The organism is Octadecabacter antarcticus 307 (assembly GCF_000155675.2).
Lineage (GTDB): Bacteria > Pseudomonadota > Alphaproteobacteria > Rhodobacterales > Rhodobacteraceae > Octadecabacter > Octadecabacter antarcticus.
Map to the genome: position 1 here is coordinate 4661145 of NC_020911.1, position 18608 is coordinate 4679752.

Genomic DNA, 18608 nt, shown 5'->3' on the forward strand with positions numbered 1-18608 from the left:
TGCAAATATACCGTTGACAAAAATACACTTTTTACTATGTTAAAGAATTTATTTTTTTGGAGAACTAGTATGAAATTCATTACTATTGTAGCAGCGGCGACCGCTGCTTGTGTATCTACCGCCGCGATTGCTGGTGAATCTAGCGATGCAGGCACGTCTGACGACGTAATTGCGATTCCACTGCCATTACCAGCAACTGGCTCTGCGCCTCTGCTTGGTTCCTTGGGAGCAGGCCCATTTGTAGCGGGCACTGTACTTGTTGGGTTACTTACAGGTTTAGGGTCCAGCGATAAAACTGGTGGTGGATCTGGTGGTGGATCTGGCGGCACCTAAGCCGATCAATAAGACGAGAAGTTTAAAAAAGGCAGTCCTAGCGCCTGCCTTTTTTAATTCTGGGGTGCCGCGTTGCGCTGCCGTTAGCCCCGACTACGACCTAACATTGCCAGACGGATAAACATACGTTCCACCAACGCGCGATCCGGTGCCGTATTTGCGGAACGCAGGGTCAGGTCTGCATCGGTGATCGTCCCAAGTGCGCGTTCCAATTTGATCCGACCCCACGTGCTGGCCTGACGCACGATCCGGTCACGGCGCGGGCCAAATACAGGCGGACGTAAGCGTCCAATGCCCGCTGAAGGCCCACCTGGATCGGACGCGACAATGTGCAATTGCCGGAAGTGGTGCATCGCCCCGATGCACAGCGCCACAGGTTGCGTGCCTTGGGCGTATAACCGACTAAGAATCGGGCCAATCTCAGTCGCTTTGAGGTCCGCTACGACGTTCAAAATATCATCAAGCCCGGCTTCATTGGACAGAGGCGCGCAGGCTTCGACGTCGGTGATAGTCACGCCCGCCGTTTCACCCGTCATATAAAGACCGAGTTTTTCAATGGTTTGGCGCAGGTCCCCCGGTGCCATTTCGCGCGATAGTGCTGTGATCAAATCCATCGCATCGCGGTCAATATTGTTAATGTTCGCATCCCGCAGTGCAGTTTCAATTTCGTCGCGCGTGGGCGGGTCGTCATAAATGCCAGCGGCATAGGCCGACGGATGACTTTCGAACAGTTTACGGAGGGATGACTTTGCGGCCAACTGGCCTGCCGTCACTACAATCTGCGCGTCCCCCGCATTCCAATCTTTCAGCGCAGGGATGATCGCCTTAGCTGCCACATCGGTGACTTCTTCCACGAAAACCACGCGCGGTCCGGGAAAAAACCCCTGCGCTTTGATTGCATCGCCAAGCAGCGCCGGATCTTTACGCAGGTCAGCTCCTGACATCCGTGTCAGCCGCATTTCTTCTTCCCCATTGGGCCCGACAAGCATCTTGATCACGTCTTGCCGTTTCAGCGCAACTCGCATCGGGTCGCCACCGTAAATCAGAATACCCGAACCGTTCGGGTCAGGTTTGCGAAAGTAAGATGCGACGTCACGGACAGAAAGTTTCATCGGACCGCGGACGCAACAATAATATCTGTGACGATAAGATCGGCCAGCACGATCGCCAAACGGTCACGCGCGTCGACCTGTGCTTCGCGCGTGGCGACCGTAGTGCCAAATGCGGAATAGGCCGTGAAAGTCTGCGCGATGCCCGATGCCAGCGGCATGCCATTGCCCGGTTCTGTCAGGGTCCATGTCGCCTTGCCCGGTAGGTTAAAGCGGTTGATGTCTTGTGCGGAACTGATGACAATTGCCTCCTCTTCAATCTCAAGCTGCACGGTTAGCAAATAATCGCCGCGTTCAACGCGGCCCAATCGGTCCTCAAGCCGGGTGCGCAGGCGGAAGCCTTCGGGCGTGTCGGGTGCGCGGTAGGCGATGCGGCCGCGCAAACCTTGACCCACGCCATTGGTTCCATAGACAGGCGTAAACCCGCAGCCAGCCACGAACCCTAAGACGGGCAGGGCCGCAAGACGTGTTAGAAAGGCGCGTCTGTTAGATGACAACATTGATGATCCGGCCTGGCACAACGATCAGCTTTTTGGGCTGTCCGCCGTCCAAAGCCTTAATAACAGCCTCGTCCGTAAGCGCGAGCTTTTCAACCTCTTCCTTGCTCATGTCTTTCGGCACGACGATTTCTGACCGACGTTTGCCGTTGATCTGAATAGGAAGCGTGACAGTGTCCTCAATCATCATCGATTCAATTGCGATGGGCCAAGGTGCGTTAGCAATCAGGGCCTCACCACCCAACATCTCCCAGATGTCCTCGGCCAAGTGTGGTGTCATCGGAGACATCAATTGTGCAAGGGTTTTCATCGCTGTGCGTTTCGCGTCACCGCCCGCCTTGGACTTGGCAATCGCATTCGTAAACCCATACAGTTTCGCGATTGACGCGTTGAAGCCAAAGGATTCCACACCCTGCGTGACCTCAAAGATCGCTTTGTGCATGTCGCGCAATATGGCTTCGTCTTGGTCGTTGGCAGCGTCGGTGTTTTCAACGATTTCACAGGCGATACGATGGACACGGGACAGGTGTTTGAACGTCGCCTCTGCGCCGGATGCTGTCCATTCGACGTCGCGTTCGGGTGGCGAGTCTGACAGGACGAACCAGCGCGCAGTGTCCGCACCGTACTTGTCGATAATCGCCACTGGATCGACGACGTTGTTTTTGGATTTTGACATTTTGGCGGATGGGATGATGTCGACTTGTGTGCCATCTTTCAGGAAGCCGCCACCGTCACGCAAATCTACTGCCTCTGGGTAGTGATAGACGGGACGGCCATCTGCGGTGTCGGTTTTGAAAATCGCATGCGTCACCATCCCCTGCGTGAACAGCGCGTCGAACGGTTCGATGGCTGACGCAGGCAAGTGGCCTGTCTTGTGCATCGCGCGGGAGAAGAAGCGCGAATACAGCAGGTGCAGGATCGCGTGTTCGATGCCGCCGATGTATTGATCTACATTCATCCAATAGGCGGCGTCTTCGGCCTGCGTGGGGGTTAGGGCGTGCGGGGCTGTGAAACGCGCGAAGTACCAGCTGGAATCCACAAACGTGTCCATCGTGTCGGTTTCGCGCAGAGCGGGCTTTCCGCAGGATGGGCAAGGTGTGTTGCGCCATGTGGGGTGACGGTCAAGCGGGTTTCCGGGGATGTCGAAGGTGACGTCGTAGGGTAGCTCAATCGGCAGGTTTTCTTTTTTCTCGGGAACCACACCGCAGGCATCGCAATGCACCACTGGAATGGGCGCGCCCCAATACCGTTGGCGCGACAATCCCCAATCGCGCAGGCGGAATTTGGTGACACCCATGCCAACGCCGTTGGCTTCGCAGAAATCTATCGCCTTGTTTATAGCATCCGCGCCGTTTGTTGTAGGATCCCACGCGAACGGTGCTGTCCAGTGAACCATGTCGGTTTTAGTCGGCACGAAGGCCTCTGTCAGTTCGGGGTCGCTGTCTTCGGATGGGAGGAACGTCGGGATGATCGGCAGGCCGTATTTCTTGGCGAAATCGAAGTCGCGCTGGTCGTGCGCAGGGCAGCCAAAAATCGCACCGGTTCCGTAGTCCATCATGATGAAGTTGGCGACGTAGACGGGCAGTTCCCATGATGTATCGAACGGGTGGCGCACGCGCAGGCCCGTATCGAAACCCATCTTTTCGGCCTTTTCCAAGGCTTCAGCGGTTGTACCACCTTTACGGCATTCAGCGTTAAATGCGGCGAGGCGGGCGTTATCCTGTTCCATCTCTTTAGCGAGCGGGTGATCGGGCGAGATTCCGACAAACGACGCACCCATCAACGTGTCAGGACGGGTTGTGTAAACTTCGATCCGGTCCTGTGCAGCGACGTTTTCGACAAGCGAGAAGGCAAACTGCAACCCGCGCGATTTGCCGATCCAGTTAGCTTGCATCAGTTTGACCTTGGCGGGCCAGTTATCCAAGCCGTCCAACGCGCCGAGCAATTCATCGGCGTAATCGGAAATCTTGAAAAACCACTGCGTCAGGTCTTTGCGTTCAACCTCAGCCCCAGATCGCCAGCCTTTACCGTCAATGACCTGTTCGTTGGCCAGTACGGTCATGTCGACGGGGTCCCAGTTTACTGTCGCATTTTTACGATCAATCATGCCGGCGTCCAACATATCGATGAACAGCGATTGCTGTTGGCCGTAGTATTCAGGATCACAGGTCGCGAACATGCGTGACCAGTCAATACCGAGGCCAAGCGGTTTCATCTGCGCGACCATGTCGTCGATGTTTTGGTAGGTGTAATCTTTGGGGTGAATGCCGGTTTGCATCGCCGCATTTTCGGCGGGCATCCCGAAGGCATCAAAACCCATTGGGTGCAGGACATTGTGACCCGTCGCCAGTTTGTAACGCGCAATCACGTCGCCCATGGTGTAGTTGCGCACATGGCCGATGTGAATGCGGCCTGACGGATAAGGAAACATTTCAAGCACATAGTATTTTGGCTTGTCGTCGCTGCGCGTGGCCTTGAATGTCTCCGCTTTGTCCCAAGCGGCTTGCCATTTTGCTTCGATTTCTGACGGGGTGTAGGGAGCCATTTATTCGTCCTTGAAAAGCAAACGCCGGGTACTGGACCCGGCGTTGAAATACTGTGGGTCTGGGGGCCGTTCTACAGCACCCAGTTTTTATAGAGCGCCGTCCGCGATGCGCAACTGGCGCGCGCGTGATAGAATGGCGTCTTCAATGGCACGGGTTGTTTCCGCAGCGGCTGGGCCGGAGCGGGTGAGCAGGGCCACATTCAATGATCGCGCATCGAGGGCTGGATCAGTGATGAAGATCGTCGCGCGGTAGCTGCGGCTGCCACCAGGCGGTGTGCCGTAACCCATGACGATAACACCTGTAAAAGGATCAACAGATTCAATTGGTAAAAAGCTGAGCACATCAAGCGACGCAGCCCAGAGATAGCGGTTCACAGCGACATTTTCAGCACCACGGGTCCGCGCTGCCTGTTGGGTCGCTGCGTCAACGCCACCCCCACCAAGGCTGCCACCCAAACTGCCGATTGACCCGAAAGGGTTGCTGCCAAGACTGCCTGATCCGCCACAGGCGGACAGTGTAGCCACGAGGCCAAGCCCAAAGGTCAGGCGAATAAGTTTTGTAAATCCGGTCACGTGTCGATCTTCCCGTCGTTTGCTTAACAAATGTGTAGCGAAGGGGCGCAGATGTCACAAGACCTCTGCGCAACACTGGCCAAGAATAGGGGCCCAACAAAAGGAAAGGGCGGCCCCCGAAGGAACCGCCCAAGCCTTAGACTATCAATCGGTTCAATTAGAACGCGAATGTAACTTCAACAGTTGTTCCGTCCTGGTAATCACCAGCGCCGACTTCGTCTCCGTCAACGTTGTCTTCGTCCGACGCATAGGACACGAGCAAAGAAGCACCGGAGCCGAGGTCATAAGTACCAGCGACGTAGAAACGGTTTTCTGTCGAATCTTGGTTCAGAAAACCAGCGTATGCCATCACGCCATTGCCGATGTCATATGAGCCTTCGAGACCCATTTTGGCAGTTCCTTGGTCGTCTTGGTAGTCGAGGGAAATTGCAAGTGGACCATCAGAGTAGGCAATGTTGATACCCAAGTTGTCGTCGCCGGCAGACTCAGACACGAAGTAAGCAGTCGCCGTAACTGGGCCAAATGGGTATGCAACTTTGAGACCCAAGGAGTCGGAGTTGTTGTCTTCAGCGTATGCGAGACGAACATCTGCACCACCAAAGGACGAACCAACAGAAAGGCCAAACACTTCGTTAACCGTGAAGTCACCGTTACCGGTGTAGACTTCATTTGTCTCTTCTTGGTAAGCGATAGCAACGTTGACATTTCCGAAGTCGGCAGCTGCACCAAACGACAGCTGAGTCAGGTCGTCGAATGCGTTTACGGCATCATCAGCGTCAGCCAAAGCGTACGAAACAGAAGCCGAAACAGCACCGAATGTTACGTCGCCGCGCAGAACAACTTCGCCGTCAGCTTCGGAGAAGCCATCGGATTCCATGTCGCCAGCAGAAGCCCAGTGTGTTTCAGCAGCGAACTTTGTGTCGCCGTAGAAGAGACCAGCAGTGTCGGACGTCAGGGACAATGTGTAGTCAAAGCCGTTCTCGGTACCGTCTGTGGACGAATCGCCAAGGTTGTCCAAGTTCAAGGACGCTGCAGCTGTTAGACCGTTGTCGAGTTCAGTAGAGAAACCAGCTACAATGTCGAGGTCGCCATAAAAACCTTCCTCGTCATCGTCACCAACAACAGCTGCAACTGCAGGGGGACCAACAATGGCTGCAGCATCAGAGAAGCCAGAAGCCGAGTTGCCGACATTGTCGGAAGTGTTATAGCCCAATTTTGCGGAGCCAGTGAAAGTTACATCAGCGAAAGCGGCGCCAGAAAAGGCGACGAGTGCTGTGGAGGCAAGTAGGATTTTTTTCATTTGATATTTCCTCGTGTTTGCATTCTTTGCGAATGCCAGTTCAACTAGCATTGATGTGTGTTTGCCCCCAAAGCCCCACACACTCAAGGTAATTGCCCGCTGATTTTGGACCTGACTTAAAAATGATGCAGACGGGACACACACCTATTTTAGGCATTCGGGCCGTGGCAGTTGGTATATAAAAGGCTAAATAGCAATGCAAAACAAATCACGCCACATAATCAGGAGGTTGCCATGTCCCTGCAAGAAATCATCAAACGCATTGAAGCTGCAGAAGCGAAGGCAGGGCGCAGCGTTGGGTCCACCAAACTGATTGCCGTGTCTAAAGTACAGCCTAACAAACTGGTTCAAACGATTCTTGAACAAGGTCACCGCACATTCGGTGAGAATCGCGTACAAGAAGCTGCAGTCAAGTGGCCAGCGTTCCGCGAACAGTTCGATGGGATTGATCTGCACATCATCGGACCGCTGCAAACCAACAAGGCACGCGCGGCAATGGAACTGGCGCAGGCTATTCAAACGTTGGACCGCATCAAGCTGGCCCGCACGTTCGCGCGCTTGGCACAAGAGATGGGCGCGTGTCCCGACATCTATATACAAGTCAACACCGGCGCGGAGCCGCAGAAGGCCGGCGTACTGCCAGATGACGCGGATGCCTTTATCAAGGAGGCTGTGGCGTTGGACCTGCCAGTGGCTGGATTGATGTGCATCCCACCGGCTGATGAAGAGCCATCACTGCATTTTGCATTGCTCGGTGAAATTGCGGCGCGCAATGGGTTGAATGGCCTGTCGATGGGAATGTCGGGCGATTTTGAAACTGCTGTGGCGCATGGTGCGACGCTTGTGCGGGTCGGATCGGCGATTTTTGGGAGCCGCGTCCCAAACTAAGGCCCAGCCTAAAGAACAACCAAGCGTGTCGAATACCGGATGCGCGGTGCGATCCATGCCAGATCAGCCGCCCGCAGCCCGATGCAGCCTTCTGTTGGATGCCCCGGCTTGCGCCAGCGGTGAATGAAGATCGCTGATCCGCGGCCTTTGACGGGGTAGGGCCAGTTCCAATCCGTCAGAATGACCAGATCATATAGTGGGTCGGCGCGGCACAGTTTTTCGTGGCCATATATATAGGGCGCGCGCACCATCAGATTATAGTCTTCATGCGTCGGGTCATCGGACCATAGATCGCCGAGGTGGATTGGCAGTGCCCAATCAGTGGGCTGTGCCATCCGGTCTGGCCGATAGAGCATCCCCACAAGGCGATGGGTGCCGCGCGGCGTAGCGCCGTCGCCCTCAGCTTTGCGACCACTGATCCCGCCCTTGCCAATTGAGCACGGAAATTTGCGGTTCATAAATCGCAGATGGGACGGTGTGACGACAAGATCGCTGGCTTTCATGGGGCCAGCCTGACCAGAAGACGACAGGTTGTTCAAGCGTCCCCGCTGGGCCTAGGGTGCGATATAAGGGAGCGATTGATGCCGACAATTGTTATTGTGACGACATTATGTGCGGCTTTGCTGCATGCCTGTTGGAATGCGCTGGCGAAGGGTGCGGCTGACAAACACCTGAGCATGGCGGGGGTTATCATCGGCCATTTGCCGTTTGCGGTTATTGGCCTGATGTTTGTGCCGACGCCAGATTTGGCCTGCTGGCCATATCTGCTGGGCAGTTTGGCGTTTCATTTTGGATATCAAGTGTTTTTGCTGAACTCCTACCGTATTGGTGATTTGACGCAGGTGTATCCCGTCGCGCGCGGTATTGCGCCGCTGATTGTTGCGATGGTGTCCGTGTCATTCTTGAACGTTGTGTTGGGCTGGCAAGAAGTTGCAGCGATTGTGTTGATCGGAACAGGACTATTGTCACTGGGTCTGGTGCGTGGACATGGTGGTGCGCGCAATCCGAAGGCTGCGATGCTGGCGGCCATCACTGGATGTTTTATTGCGGGCTATTCGCTGGTCGATGGTTTGGGCGCGCGGGTGGCAGGAACGGCCGTCGGATTTTATGGCTGGTCAGCGACCGGCAATGCGCTGGTCTTTGCGGTGTTCATGCGCGTGAGCAAACCCGGTACGCTGGGGCGGTTGTGGTCCGAAGGGCGGTTCGTGCTGATCGTTGGCGGTGCTGCGTCCTATTGTGCCTACACGCTGGTCGTTTGGGGTTTTATGCAAGCGCCGATTGCGCTGGTGACGGCGTTGCGTGAAACATCGATCATCTTTGCATTGTTCATTGGCGTGTTTTTCATGAAGGAACGGCTGGACTTGTTTAAGGTTGGATCGACATTTCTTACGCTGGTTGGCGCGATCCTGCTGCGGTTTGCGCGCTAAAGTAGGTGGCCAGATTTTGCGGCCTTGGTCGCAAGGTAGGCGGTGTTGTGGCTATTTTCGCCGACTTTCAGGGGCACCCGTTGCGTAACTGTCAAACCGCTGCCTTCAAGTTTCGCGACCTTAGCGGGATTGTTTGTCAGAAGGCGGACCTGCGAAAACCCTAATTTGCGCAGTATTTCGGCACCAATGCGAAAATCGCGTTCATCGTCAGCAAAGCCAAGGCGGTGGTTTGCCTCAACGGTATCAAACCCTTGGTCCTGCAATGAATAGGCGCGCATTTTGTTGGCAAGCCCAATGCCGCGGCCTTCTTGGTTCAAATAAAGCAGGACACCAGCGCCCTCAGCCCCCATTTGCGCCATCGCGCCGCGCAACTGTGGGCCGCAGTCGCATTTCAGGCTGCCAAGTAAGTCGCCGGTGAAACACGCCGAATGAAGACGGGTCAGGACGGATGCTGCGCGGTCGGGATGACCGATTTCAACAGCGTAATGTTCTTCGCCACCATCTTCGGGGCGGAAAATATGCAGACGCCCAGCTTCGGACACGTCCAGCGGTAGCTTTGCCGAAATGACGGGGTCCAGCGGGGAAAAATCCGTGGCCAACGCTGTTTCCGCATCAAGGCGGGTCAGGTCATGCTGGGCCGCAAAGGCAAGGCCATCTTCCAGCGCAACCACAACACAGGCGGGCAGCAGGCGTGACGCCTTGGTGAGCGCGATCCCAGCGCGGTGCACCACGGCCGACCCCTCGCGGGCCGTCTTAAACGGACCCTTCATCGGGCTTCGCAGATCATCAGTAGGGTCAGCCATTGCCTGAACCCAACTGATGTCAGCGCTTTTAGGTAGGATCACACGGGCGAGATCACCGTCATAAGCGGCCACTTTCAGTGTCGTGGCGCGGTGATTGGTGATCGCCAATACAGCGTCCATGCCCGCGAGGTCAGCCAGCCTTTCAGCCGTCAACGTTTCAGCTGCGCAGACTAGTCCCGCCACGTCCCCGTCACACACCACAACTGGGACACCCATGCGCAAGTCGGCGCGGGCGCGGGCGAGGCGTTCTGTAAGATCGGGGGCGAATGTCATGATCGGGCTCTCTTTGTTCCCTTTCGATACCTGTAAGTGTGAGAAATTGAAACATTTACCCTGCTGACAACACGACGGCGTGAGGCGCTGCCACAAATGTTGCGCCATCACGTATCTAAACACATCTGTGATGCAACGAAGGAGACAAGCGTAATGGCACAACTCAAGAAAATTCTGCTCGTCGATGATGACGAGGACCTGCGCGACGCGCTGGGCGAACAATTGTTGATGACCGAAGATTTCGATGTCTTCGAAGCGGGCAATGGCGCGGAAGCGATGACCAAGGCCAAGGAAAGTCTGTATGATCTGGTGATCCTCGATGTGGGTCTGCCGGATACGGATGGACGTGAGCTGTGCCGTCTGATGCGCAAGCAGGGCGTGAAGTGCCCGATTGTGATGCTGACGGGTCATGACGGTGACAGTGATACGATTTTGGGTCTTGATGCGGGCGCGAACGATTACGTTACCAAACCGTTCAAATTTCCGGTGTTGTTAGCACGGATCCGCGCCCAGCTTCGGACCCACGAGCAGTCAGAAGACGCGGTTTTCACGCTTGGGCCATATACGTTCCAGCCGGCACAAAAGATGCTGCTGACCGAGGATGACAAGAAGATTCGCCTGACGGAGAAAGAGACGAATATTCTGAAGTATCTGTATCGTTCGACCGACGGTGTTGTCGCGCGCGACGTGCTGCTGCATGAGGTTTGGGGTTACAATGCAGGGGTGACGACCCACACGCTTGAGACGCATATCTATCGTTTACGCCAGAAGATTGAACCCGATCCCAGCAACGCACGACTGCTGGTCACGGAAAGCGGTGGCTACCGTTTGGTGGCCTAAGACATCCCTTGGTGATGGGGTTACATCACCACCTCCCTGTTGGACTTGCCCCGGCCTTTTGGTCGGGGTTTTTTTATGTCAGATCAAACTTGGCTTCGCGCAAATCCAATATATGGGGGCGCTGCCCCACCCTTTGGGCCTCTGGAATATTTTAGAGACAAAGACAAATATCAAGAACAGGGGTGGTGGGGCTGGACGTGTCGGTGTGGCGCTGTTCAAGTGGGGCGCAACAAGGAGTGTGCCCCATGAAAATTGAACCGTTTGGCGTTGAGCAGTGGATGAACGCCTGGGAAACCAAGTGTGAGTTGAACTTGGCAGAGACTTGCGTCGCGTCTTTGACATTGGCTGAATTGATGCAGATTGCGGGAACGACGCAGCAGATGGCTGCCGATTTGGCAGCGATGCAGATGACCTATGGGGAAATTCGTGGATCGGCGCGTTTGCGCGGCTTGGTTGCCGGGATGTTTGAGGCGCAACGGGCGGAAAATGTGCTGATTACCCATGGGACGATTGGTGCGAATCATATGGTTTATCAGACACTTGTCAGTGCCGAAGATCATGTGGTGGCGGTGACGCCAACGTACCAACAGCACACGGCAATTCCACGATCTTTGGGGGCTGAGGTTACGGAAGTCGCGCTCTCGGAGGCGCAGAACTGGCTGCCTGATTGGGACGTTGTTGCGGCGGCAGTGACGCCCGCAACAAAGGTGATTGCGCTGACCAACCCGAACAATCCGACGGGGGCATTGATTGGCCGCGACGGGCTGGAACGGGTGGCAGACATTGCGCGCGGCGTTGATGCGTGGGTGCTGTGTGATGAGGTTTATCGCGGCACAGAACAGGGTGAACCAGTGCCGTCGATTGTGGATGTCTACGACAAAGGCATTTCCACGGGGTCCACGTCTAAGGCATTTTCGCTGGCGGGGCTGCGTTTGGGGTGGATCGTTGGGCCTGAAACGTTGCTGGATGCCTGTGAGGTTCACCGTGATTATACGACCATTAGTGTCGGCATGATCGACGATTATTTTGCGGCGATGGCGCTGGAGGCGAAGGCCGAGGTGTTGGACAGGTCGCGTGCGATCACGCGGGGCAATCTGGGGCTGCTTGATGCGTGGGTTCAGCAGGAACCAAAGGCGCATTATGTAAAGCCGCAGGCCGGGACGACGGCGTTTGTGGCGTTTGATTTGGCGATGGCGTCCTATGACCAGTGCGTTGCGTTGTTGAAGGATACGGGTGTGATGTTCACGCCCGGGTCGAGCTTGGGTGTTGAGGGCTACGTTCGAATCGGATTCGCATGCTATCCTGATGTCCTTAAAGAAGGGTTAGCGCGTGTGTCAGAGTGGCTGGCAAAGCAACCTTAGCACGGCTAGGGTGTTGTGAAATCAGGAGAATATTATGTCGTTTACGCTGGCCACTTGGAACATCAATTCTGTGCGCTTGCGCGAGGGTTTGGTCGCGCGTTTGATGACTGAAGAAGCCCCCGATGTGCTGTGTTTGCAGGAGTGTAAAAGCCCAGTTGATTTGATCCCGCTGGAGCAGTTTCAAGCGCTTGGATATCACCACATGGTGGCGCGTGGACAGAAGGGATATAACGGCGTTGCGATCTTTTCCAAAATGGCGATCGAAGAAGTTGCGGCAGAGGATTTTGTGTCGCTTGGCCATGCCCGCCACATCGCTGGAAAGCTTGAAAATGGCGTGACGGTTCATAACTTTTATGTCCCCGCAGGGGGCGATAAACCGAACCGTGAAATTAATGAAAAGTTTGGGCAAAAGCTCGACTATCTTACTGAAATGCGGGACTATTTCAGGGCGAACGCGCCGGAAAAATCGATCCTTGTGGGGGATTTGAATATCGCCCCGCGCGAGGACGATGTTTGGGACCACAAGAAGCTGTTGAAGGTCGTTAGCCACACGACCGTCGAGGTGGAACATTTGGCGGATGTGCAGGGTGCAGGCGACTGGGTTGATGTCACCCGCGCCGACATTCCGGACGGCAATTTATACAGCTGGTGGAGCTACCGCGCCCCCGATTGGGACACCGCCGATAAGGGGCGTCGGTTGGATCACATTTGGGCCACGCCGGACATTGCCAATTCTGCCCATTCGAGCCGCGTTATTCGAGCTGTGCGCGGCTGGGAACAACCCAGCGATCATGCACCGGTTTTTGCAATGTTTGACCTGTAAATCGGGGTGGCACACAGTGTGCACCACCTGTGCACCACCTGTATGGCAGCGGATACACCAGCATTGAAAAACCTGACCCCCTTGGCCTTTGGTGCGGGCTTGCCCATATAGACATTAAATAGAATGCACCAATCGGAGGCGAAGATGCTTGAACTCGGTGGACAACAGCCCGCAGTAGCGGACGATTTGATCAAAGACAGTGGCGACGCGACCTTTATGCAGGACGTGATTGAGATGTCAAAAACGGTGCCAGTGATCGTGGATTTCTGGGCGCCGTGGTGCGGCCCGTGCAAGACGCTGGGTCCAGCATTGGAAGAGGCCGTTAAGAAGGCGGGCGGCCGTGTGAAAATGGTCAAGATCGATGTGGATCAGAACCAAGGCATCGCAGCACAGCTTAAGGTGCAGTCGATCCCGATGGTTTATGCCTTCTTTAACGGTCAGCCTGTCGATGGATTTCAGGGTGCAGTACCGCCGAGCGAGATTGAGGCGTTTGTGACCAAGATCGCCGATTTGGCTGGGGAGCCTGACAACGGGCTGGATGACGCGTTTGACGCGGCTGAAACCATGCTGACGGACGGCGAATTCGCAGATGCAGCCGAAACGTTTGCGGCCATTCTGGAAGAAGACCCCAACCATGCCGGTGCATTCGGTGGGTTGGCGCGCTGTCATTTGGCGCAAGATCAAGTGGAGGAAGCGGAAGCCGTGTTAAACGGCGCACCAGCAGAGATTTCCGACGCGGCACCGATTGAAGCGGCGCGTGCGGCGATTGAATTGGCAAAACAGGCGGCGAATGCGGGGCCAGTGGCTGAATTACAAGCTGCGGTCGATGCGGATGAAAACAACCACCAAGCGCGGCTTGATCTGGCCGTGGCGCTGCATGCGGCGGGAGATAGCGAAGGCGCAGTCGATCAGTTGCTTGATTTGTTCCGTCGGGATCGCGAATGGAATGACAGCGCCGCGAAAACGCAGTTGTTCACTGTATTTGATGCTATGAAACCCACCGATCCTGTAGTGCTAAACGGTCGGCGCAGACTTTCGTCAATGATATTTGCCTGACGCGGCGAGTGAGCTATTTAATCTGACATGAAGCAAAAAACTGACCTCCCCGATGTAATTCCGATTTTCCCGCTGCCCGGCGCGTTATTGCTGCCGCGTGCGCGGTTGCCGCTGCAATTGTTTGAACCGCGTTATTTGGCGATGCTGGATGATACGTTAAAGACGGATGGGCGATTGATTGGAATGGTGCAGCCGTACCAAGCGGCTGATGGATCGAACAAGCTGCACACGATTGGCTGTTCTGGACGCGTGACGGCGCTGTCTGAGACGGAGGATGGTCGCTATATGATCACGCTGTCGGGCAAGTCGCGGTTTCGCGTGCTTGAGGAAGTCGAAGGGTTTGCGCCCTATCGCCGTGCGCGGGTGAACTGGGATGGATTTGGCGCAGATTTGGGCGCAGAAGAAACCGATCCGGGTTTGGATCGCGCCGTACTGATGGATCTGCTTCAGCGGTTTTTTGAGGAACGTGGGCTGAACACCGACTGGGAGTCTATGGCGGATGCGGACCCTGAATTGCTGATCAATTCCTTGTCGATGCTGTGTCCATTTGATCCGGAAGAACGTCAAGCGTTGTTAGAGGCACCATCATTGGTGACCCGTCGGGAAACGCTTGTGACGTTGATCGAATACGCGCTTCATGGCGGTGATGATCAGCGGGTGCTGCAATGAGAGTGACAGATGAACGCACGTTCGACCCCAAGATGCTGGAGGCGCTTGTCTGTCCGCAATGTCAGGGGCGTTTGACCTATGATGCGGCTGCCCAAGAGCTGACCAGCAAGGCGGCGCATCTGGCCTATCCGATCCGGGGTGGCATTCCGGTGCTGCTGGTCGATGAGGCCCGCGTGATCGATCAGGACTAAGCCCGCATTAGGCTCGGCAGGTCGCCGGTCAGCCCTGCCGCTTCGCGAATGAAGCGGCGGCGCAGTCCGGGGGCTGCGTTTATCAGGCCCATGCCCGCATCGCGAACAGCGCGCAGAAATGGGTTATCGTTTGAGAACAATCTGTTGAACGTATCCGTCGCGGCGGCAAGCGTTGCGGTGTCAAAGCGGCGCCATTGTTCGTATCGGGTCAAAACTGATGGGCTTCCAATGTCTTCGCCGCGCTTTTTCGCGTCTGACAGGACATCCACCAAAGCGGCAACATCGCGCAGACCTGCGTTTAGGCCCTGTCCCGCGATGGGGTGCACGCCATGCGCCGCGTCCCCGATTAACGCAATACGATCGGCGATAAAACGATTGGCGAGGGTCAGGCCAAGCGCGTAGCTGAAACGTTTTCCTGTCAATGAAATTTCACCAAGAAAGTCCCCGAATGCAGGACGCAGCGCGTCGAGGAAGTCGGCGTCATCCATTGCCATAATTTCTGCAGCACGCGCGTCAGATTCTGACCAGACAATTGAACATCGATCACTTGGAAGTGGTAAAATGGCGAGCGGACCGGCGGGCATAAAGAACTGGTGCGCGATGCCGCCGTGGGGTTTTTCGTGCCCCACCGCACAAACGATTGCGGTTTGGCCATAGCCCCAGCCGGTGCGTTTGATGCCTGCGCGGGTGGCGGTGCCGCTGGTGCGCCCGTCGGCCCCGATGATAAGTTTCGCGTTGAGTGTTTTGCCGGAGGCCAGCGTAACGGAGCCCACGTCCTGTGCGACGACGGTTTCGCCGGACAATTGTGTGATATGATCATTGGCGTCCATCGCGGCCAGCAATGCCTGGCGCAGATGGCGGTCTTGGCACATGAACCCCATCGGACCTTCTTCGATTTCGGCGTGATCGAAGTGCAACATCCACGGGGAAGGGCCCTCACCTGCGCGCCCGTCGGTGACTTTGATTTCCAGCATCGGTTGGGTGTGGTCGGCGACATCGCCCCAAATGCCGATATTGCGCAGCAGCCGCATGGAGGCGTGGGCCAAGGCATATGAGCGGCCATCGAAATCAGGCAATCCACGGGTTGGCGCGGGAAGTGTGTCGATGACGGTGCAGCGCAGGCCTATGTTGGCCAGCGCGAGGCCGAGCGTTGGGCCATTCAGCCCGCCGCCAACGATAATCACATCAGTCGCAATATCTGTATTAATTTTCATAGGTCGAGATATGCGCCCTTTGGTGGGATTGTCCATGCGCGGGATGGTCGCTACCGTTCACGCCAACAAGGAGAACACGATGCAAGATTGGCTTTGGGCGACAGCGGCAGATTTGGGGCGCGGGATTGATGCCGGTGATATTGATCCGGTTGAGCTTTGTGAGGTTTATCTGGCGGCGATTGACGCGCATCCAATGCGGGATCGGATCTATGCGCGGGTGACGGCGGACCGTGCGCGGAGTGAGGCCGCAGCCGCGCGCATGCGGGCCAAGGCAGGGCAGCGATTGTCGCCTTTGGACGGTGTGCCGATCAGCTGGAAGGATTTGTTTGATACGGCGGGTGTCGCAACCGAAGCAGGGACCAAATTGATGGAGGGTCGTGTGCCAAGCCGCGATGCAGAGGTTCTGCGCGTGGCGACGGGCATGGGGCTAGTGTGTCTTGGAAAAACCCACATGAGCGAGATCGCGTTTTCTGGTTTGGGATATAACCCGATGACCGCAACACCGCCTTGTGTGAATGATCCAGACGCGGTTCCGGGGGGATCGTCGTCCGGCGCTGCGGCGTCTGTTGCGTTTGGACTGGCGGCAGCGGCTGTCGGGTCGGACACGGGCGGGTCTGTTCGTGTGCCATCGGTCTGGAATGACCTTGTGGGGCTGAAGACCACGTTTGGACGCTTGTCGGTCGCAGGGTCTGTCGCGCTCTGCACGACGTTTGATACCGTGGGGCCGCTGTGTCGATCGGTAGAAGACGCAGCGTTGATGCTGGCAGCGCTTGAAGGCGGTCGGTCGGCAGATTTGACGGGTGCATCTTTAAAGGGGATGCGGTTTGCAGCGTTGCGATCGGTTGTGATGGACAATGTCGCAGATGCGTCGTTGGCAGGATATGATGCGGCGTTGACCAAGCTGGCGGTGGCGGGCGCTGAGATTGTACCGCTGGAAGTGCCCGCGTTAGAACGCGCCTTTGCGATGTCTTTGCCGCTTTATACCGCGGATGCCTATGCCAATTGGCGTGATCTGGTCGAGGCGAATCCGGACAAAATGTACCACCAGATTTTGCAGCGTGTGCAGGGGGGCAAGGATGTACTTGCCCACGAATATCTGTCGCTTTGGGTGGAATTGCGCGACATTCGGGGTGTCTATGCTGACGCGACTGCGGGGTTTGATGCAGTGCTGTGTCCTGGAGCTGCAAACATGCCGCCGAATTTGGAACGGCTGGCGTCAGACGCTGATTATTACCTACAGGAAAACCTGCTGACATTGCGCAATACGCGGGTCGCGAACCTGATGGGTTTGGCGTCTTTGGCACTGCCTACAGGGGTGCCATCGGTCGGGATTATGCTGAATGTTGCGGGGGGTGATGATGAACGCCTACTGCGGATTGGTGCGGCGGTTGAGGCTGCGTTGGCGTAAAAGCCACACAAGTCACCGCAACTGCATGCTTTTTCTGGACTTAGCGGGGTCGCCTAAGCTACTTTAGACGAAAGCGGCCCGTAAATGAGGCCGCAGTTTGAGGCAGTGATGACGTACCCCGAGCGGTTTTCGAACCTACCGGCCTATGCGTGGCCGCGTTTACGCGCTTTACTCGACTCCACCCAAGCGGGCGGCGATCCTGTAAACATGACAATTGGTGAGCCGCAGCATCCGTTCCCTGCATTTGTGCCAGATGTTTTGGCGAAATCAGTCGGTGAGTTCAGTAAATACCCTACAAATGAAGGCGCGCCAGAGTTGTTGGCGGCGATCTGCGGCTGGATTACGCGGCGCTATTCCGTTGATGTGACGCCAGATCGTGTGATGGTTTTGAATGGCACGCGTGAGGGTTTGTATCACGCGGCGATGGCGCTTTGTCCTGAAGTGAAGAATGGCAAACAGCCTGTCGTTTTGTTGCCAAACCCATTTTATCAGGTCTATGCGATTGCAGCTTTGTCGGTGAACGCGGAGCCTGTGATGGTGCCTGCAACAACTGCAACTGGGCATTTGCCGGATTATGCATCGCTGCCAGCGGACGTTTTGGACCGCACGACGATTGCCTACATCTGTAGCCCTGCCAATCCGCAGGGCGCTGTGGCGTCACCTGAATACTGGGCGACATTGATTGCATTGGCCGAAAAGCACGATTTCAAGATTTTCGCGGATGAGTGTTATTCAGAGATTTACCGCGATACGCCCCCCGTGGGCGGATTGGAGGCGGTGGCAGATACGGGCTGTGATCCTGAACGAATCGTGGTGTTTCATTCGTTGTCCAAGCGCAGCAACCTGCCCGGACTGCGGTCTGGTTTTGTGGCCAGCGGGCCGAAAAACATTAAGGAAATTCGCCAGTTGCGGGCCTATGCGGGCGCGCCGGTACCAATGCCAATTCAGCGCGTTTCTGAACGGGTTTGGTCGGACGAAGGCCATGTTATTCAGAATCGCGAATTGTACCGAGCGAAGTTTGACGATGCTGATGTGATTTTTGCAGGCGTGAACAGCTATGCCTCGCCGGAAGCGGGATTTTTCCTGTGGCTTCCGGTTGAGGACGGCGAAAAGGCCACATTAAAGCTGTGGCAAGAGACAGGCGTTCGGGTATTACCGGGCGCTTATCTGTCCCGCCCTGACCCCAATGGGGATCCGGGGCAAGGTTATATTCGGGTGGCACTTGTGGCGCCGAAAGAAGAAACGCAGCGCGGTCTGATCCTGATCCGCGACTGTTTGTACACGTGAGGAACGGTAAA

At 56.0% G+C, this 18608-nt stretch carries 19 protein-coding genes; 11 read left to right on the forward strand and 8 right to left on the reverse strand.

Going from position 1 to position 18608, the window contains the following annotated elements:
• Positions 1-69: 69 nt before the first annotated feature.
• Complete coding sequence (locus OAN307_RS23865; protein WP_144055681.1) at positions 70-333, forward strand: hypothetical protein; 264 nt, start codon at positions 70-72, stop codon at positions 331-333.
• Between the two features lie 83 nt (positions 334-416).
• Here the strand turns inward: OAN307_RS23865 and holA are convergent, their stop codons facing one another.
• From holA to OAN307_RS23890, 5 genes are all read right to left on the reverse strand, one after another.
• A complete protein-coding gene (holA, locus tag OAN307_RS23870; RefSeq protein ID WP_015501966.1) occupies positions 417-1445 on the reverse strand; it encodes a DNA polymerase III subunit delta in 1029 nt (342 codons plus the stop codon).
• Entirely contained in the window at positions 1442-1942 is a 501-nt protein-coding gene (locus OAN307_RS23875) for an LPS assembly lipoprotein LptE (protein WP_015501967.1), read from the reverse strand. The genes holA and OAN307_RS23875 overlap by 4 nt, the downstream gene beginning before the upstream one ends.
• Positions 1929-4484 (reverse strand): leucine--tRNA ligase, encoded by a 2556-nt coding sequence (gene leuS / locus OAN307_RS23880; RefSeq protein ID WP_015501968.1) that lies wholly within the window; start codon positions 4482-4484, stop codon positions 1929-1931. Before leuS ends, OAN307_RS23875 begins: the two co-directional genes overlap by 14 nt.
• An 87-nt stretch (positions 4485-4571) precedes the next feature.
• Positions 4572-5057, reverse strand: a complete 486-nt coding sequence (locus tag OAN307_RS23885) for a DUF3576 domain-containing protein (RefSeq protein ID WP_015501969.1) — start codon at positions 5055-5057, stop codon at positions 4572-4574.
• A 157-nt stretch (positions 5058-5214) separates the two neighbouring features.
• Positions 5215-6357 (reverse strand): porin, encoded by a 1143-nt coding sequence (locus OAN307_RS23890; RefSeq protein WP_044045156.1) that lies wholly within the window; start codon positions 6355-6357, stop codon positions 5215-5217.
• A 234-nt stretch (positions 6358-6591) separates the two neighbouring features.
• On the opposite strand from OAN307_RS23890, the gene OAN307_RS23895 reads away from it, so the two are divergent.
• Complete coding sequence (locus OAN307_RS23895) at positions 6592-7245, forward strand: YggS family pyridoxal phosphate-dependent enzyme (protein WP_015501971.1); 654 nt, start codon at positions 6592-6594, stop codon at positions 7243-7245.
• Positions 7246-7253: 8 nt separating this feature from the next.
• Here OAN307_RS23895 and OAN307_RS23900 read toward each other — a convergent pair whose 3' ends face one another.
• Positions 7254-7748, reverse strand: coding sequence for a L,D-transpeptidase family protein (locus OAN307_RS23900; protein WP_015501972.1), 495 nt, complete (start codon positions 7746-7748; stop codon positions 7254-7256).
• A gap of 78 nt (positions 7749-7826) precedes the next feature.
• Here OAN307_RS23900 and OAN307_RS23905 point away from each other — a divergent pair, with 78 nt between their 5' ends.
• Entirely contained in the window at positions 7827-8672 is an 846-nt protein-coding gene (locus OAN307_RS23905) for a DMT family transporter (RefSeq protein WP_015501973.1), read from the forward strand.
• Here the strand turns inward: OAN307_RS23905 and ribA are convergent.
• A complete protein-coding gene (gene ribA / locus OAN307_RS23910) occupies positions 8669-9748 on the reverse strand; it encodes a GTP cyclohydrolase II (RefSeq protein WP_044044335.1) in 1080 nt (359 codons plus the stop codon). The genes OAN307_RS23905 and ribA overlap by 4 nt on opposite strands.
• A gap of 153 nt (positions 9749-9901) precedes the next feature.
• Between ribA and OAN307_RS23915 the strand changes: the two genes are divergently transcribed.
• From OAN307_RS23915 to OAN307_RS23940, 6 genes are all read left to right on the forward strand, one after another.
• Positions 9902-10588 (forward strand): response regulator transcription factor, encoded by a 687-nt coding sequence (locus tag OAN307_RS23915; RefSeq protein WP_015501975.1) that lies wholly within the window; start codon positions 9902-9904, stop codon positions 10586-10588.
• A gap of 245 nt (positions 10589-10833) precedes the next feature.
• Positions 10834-11949 (forward strand): aminotransferase, encoded by a 1116-nt coding sequence (locus OAN307_RS23920; protein ID WP_015501976.1) that lies wholly within the window; start codon positions 10834-10836, stop codon positions 11947-11949.
• Positions 11950-11983: 34 nt separating this feature from the next.
• A complete protein-coding gene (locus OAN307_RS23925) occupies positions 11984-12772 on the forward strand; it encodes an exodeoxyribonuclease III (RefSeq protein ID WP_015501977.1) in 789 nt (262 codons plus the stop codon).
• Between the two features lie 144 nt (positions 12773-12916).
• The gene (locus OAN307_RS23930; RefSeq protein WP_015501978.1) at positions 12917-13828 is read left to right on the forward strand and encodes a thioredoxin family protein; all 912 of its coding nucleotides are present in this window, start codon (positions 12917-12919) and stop codon (positions 13826-13828) included.
• A gap of 27 nt (positions 13829-13855) precedes the next feature.
• Positions 13856-14497 carry an LON peptidase substrate-binding domain-containing protein gene (locus OAN307_RS23935; RefSeq protein WP_015501979.1) on the forward strand — a complete coding sequence of 214 codons (642 nt, stop codon included), beginning with the start codon at positions 13856-13858 and terminating at the stop codon, positions 14495-14497.
• Positions 14494-14688 (forward strand): Trm112 family protein, encoded by a 195-nt coding sequence (locus tag OAN307_RS23940; RefSeq protein WP_044044336.1) that lies wholly within the window; start codon positions 14494-14496, stop codon positions 14686-14688. The genes OAN307_RS23935 and OAN307_RS23940 overlap by 4 nt, the downstream gene beginning before the upstream one ends.
• On the opposite strand, the gene OAN307_RS23945 is transcribed toward OAN307_RS23940, so the two are convergent.
• Positions 14685-15938 carry a UbiH/UbiF/VisC/COQ6 family ubiquinone biosynthesis hydroxylase gene (locus OAN307_RS23945; protein WP_051068093.1) on the reverse strand — a complete coding sequence of 418 codons (1254 nt, stop codon included), beginning with the start codon at positions 15936-15938 and terminating at the stop codon, positions 14685-14687. The genes OAN307_RS23940 and OAN307_RS23945 overlap by 4 nt on opposite strands.
• Before the next feature lie 43 nt (positions 15939-15981).
• Here OAN307_RS23945 and OAN307_RS23950 point away from each other — a divergent pair, with 43 nt between their 5' ends.
• Together OAN307_RS23950 and OAN307_RS23955 are read left to right on the forward strand one after the other, a co-directional pair.
• Complete coding sequence (locus OAN307_RS23950; protein ID WP_044045157.1) at positions 15982-17310, forward strand: amidase; 1329 nt, start codon at positions 15982-15984, stop codon at positions 17308-17310.
• A gap of 108 nt (positions 17311-17418) precedes the next feature.
• Positions 17419-18597, forward strand: a complete 1179-nt coding sequence (locus OAN307_RS23955) for an aminotransferase class I/II-fold pyridoxal phosphate-dependent enzyme (protein ID WP_044045158.1) — start codon at positions 17419-17421, stop codon at positions 18595-18597.
• Positions 18598-18608 lie beyond the last annotated feature (11 nt).

What these genes read in the sequence shown, in the direction of transcription:
- OAN307_RS23865 (WP_144055681.1), top strand. Translation starts at nt 70, where the DNA reads ATGAAATTCATTACTATTGTAGCAGCGGCGACCGCTGCTTGTGTATCT.
- holA (WP_015501966.1), bottom strand. Translation starts at nt 1,445, where the DNA reads ATGAAACTTTCTGTCCGTGACGTCGCATCTTACTTTCGCAAACCTGAC.
- OAN307_RS23875 (WP_015501967.1), bottom strand. Translation starts at nt 1,942, where the DNA reads ATGTTGTCATCTAACAGACGCGCCTTTCTAACACGTCTTGCGGCCCTG.
- leuS (WP_015501968.1), bottom strand. Translation starts at nt 4,484, where the DNA reads ATGGCTCCCTACACCCCGTCAGAAATCGAAGCAAAATGGCAAGCCGCT.
- OAN307_RS23890 (WP_044045156.1), bottom strand. Translation starts at nt 6,357, where the DNA reads ATGAAAAAAATCCTACTTGCCTCCACAGCACTCGTCGCCTTTTCTGGC.
- OAN307_RS23895 (WP_015501971.1), top strand. Translation starts at nt 6,592, where the DNA reads ATGTCCCTGCAAGAAATCATCAAACGCATTGAAGCTGCAGAAGCGAAG.
- OAN307_RS23900 (WP_015501972.1), bottom strand. Translation starts at nt 7,748, where the DNA reads ATGAAAGCCAGCGATCTTGTCGTCACACCGTCCCATCTGCGATTTATG.
- OAN307_RS23905 (WP_015501973.1), top strand. Translation starts at nt 7,827, where the DNA reads ATGCCGACAATTGTTATTGTGACGACATTATGTGCGGCTTTGCTGCAT.
- ribA (WP_044044335.1), bottom strand. Translation starts at nt 9,748, where the DNA reads ATGACATTCGCCCCCGATCTTACAGAACGCCTCGCCCGCGCCCGCGCC.
- OAN307_RS23915 (WP_015501975.1), top strand. Translation starts at nt 9,902, where the DNA reads ATGGCACAACTCAAGAAAATTCTGCTCGTCGATGATGACGAGGACCTG.
- OAN307_RS23920 (WP_015501976.1), top strand. Translation starts at nt 10,834, where the DNA reads ATGAAAATTGAACCGTTTGGCGTTGAGCAGTGGATGAACGCCTGGGAA.
- OAN307_RS23925 (WP_015501977.1), top strand. Translation starts at nt 11,984, where the DNA reads ATGTCGTTTACGCTGGCCACTTGGAACATCAATTCTGTGCGCTTGCGC.
- OAN307_RS23930 (WP_015501978.1), top strand. Translation starts at nt 12,917, where the DNA reads ATGCTTGAACTCGGTGGACAACAGCCCGCAGTAGCGGACGATTTGATC.
- OAN307_RS23935 (WP_015501979.1), top strand. Translation starts at nt 13,856, where the DNA reads ATGAAGCAAAAAACTGACCTCCCCGATGTAATTCCGATTTTCCCGCTG.
- OAN307_RS23940 (WP_044044336.1), top strand. Translation starts at nt 14,494, where the DNA reads ATGAGAGTGACAGATGAACGCACGTTCGACCCCAAGATGCTGGAGGCG.
- OAN307_RS23945 (WP_051068093.1), bottom strand. Translation starts at nt 15,938, where the DNA reads ATGGACAATCCCACCAAAGGGCGCATATCTCGACCTATGAAAATTAAT.
- OAN307_RS23950 (WP_044045157.1), top strand. Translation starts at nt 15,982, where the DNA reads ATGCAAGATTGGCTTTGGGCGACAGCGGCAGATTTGGGGCGCGGGATT.
- OAN307_RS23955 (WP_044045158.1), top strand. Translation starts at nt 17,419, where the DNA reads ATGACGTACCCCGAGCGGTTTTCGAACCTACCGGCCTATGCGTGGCCG.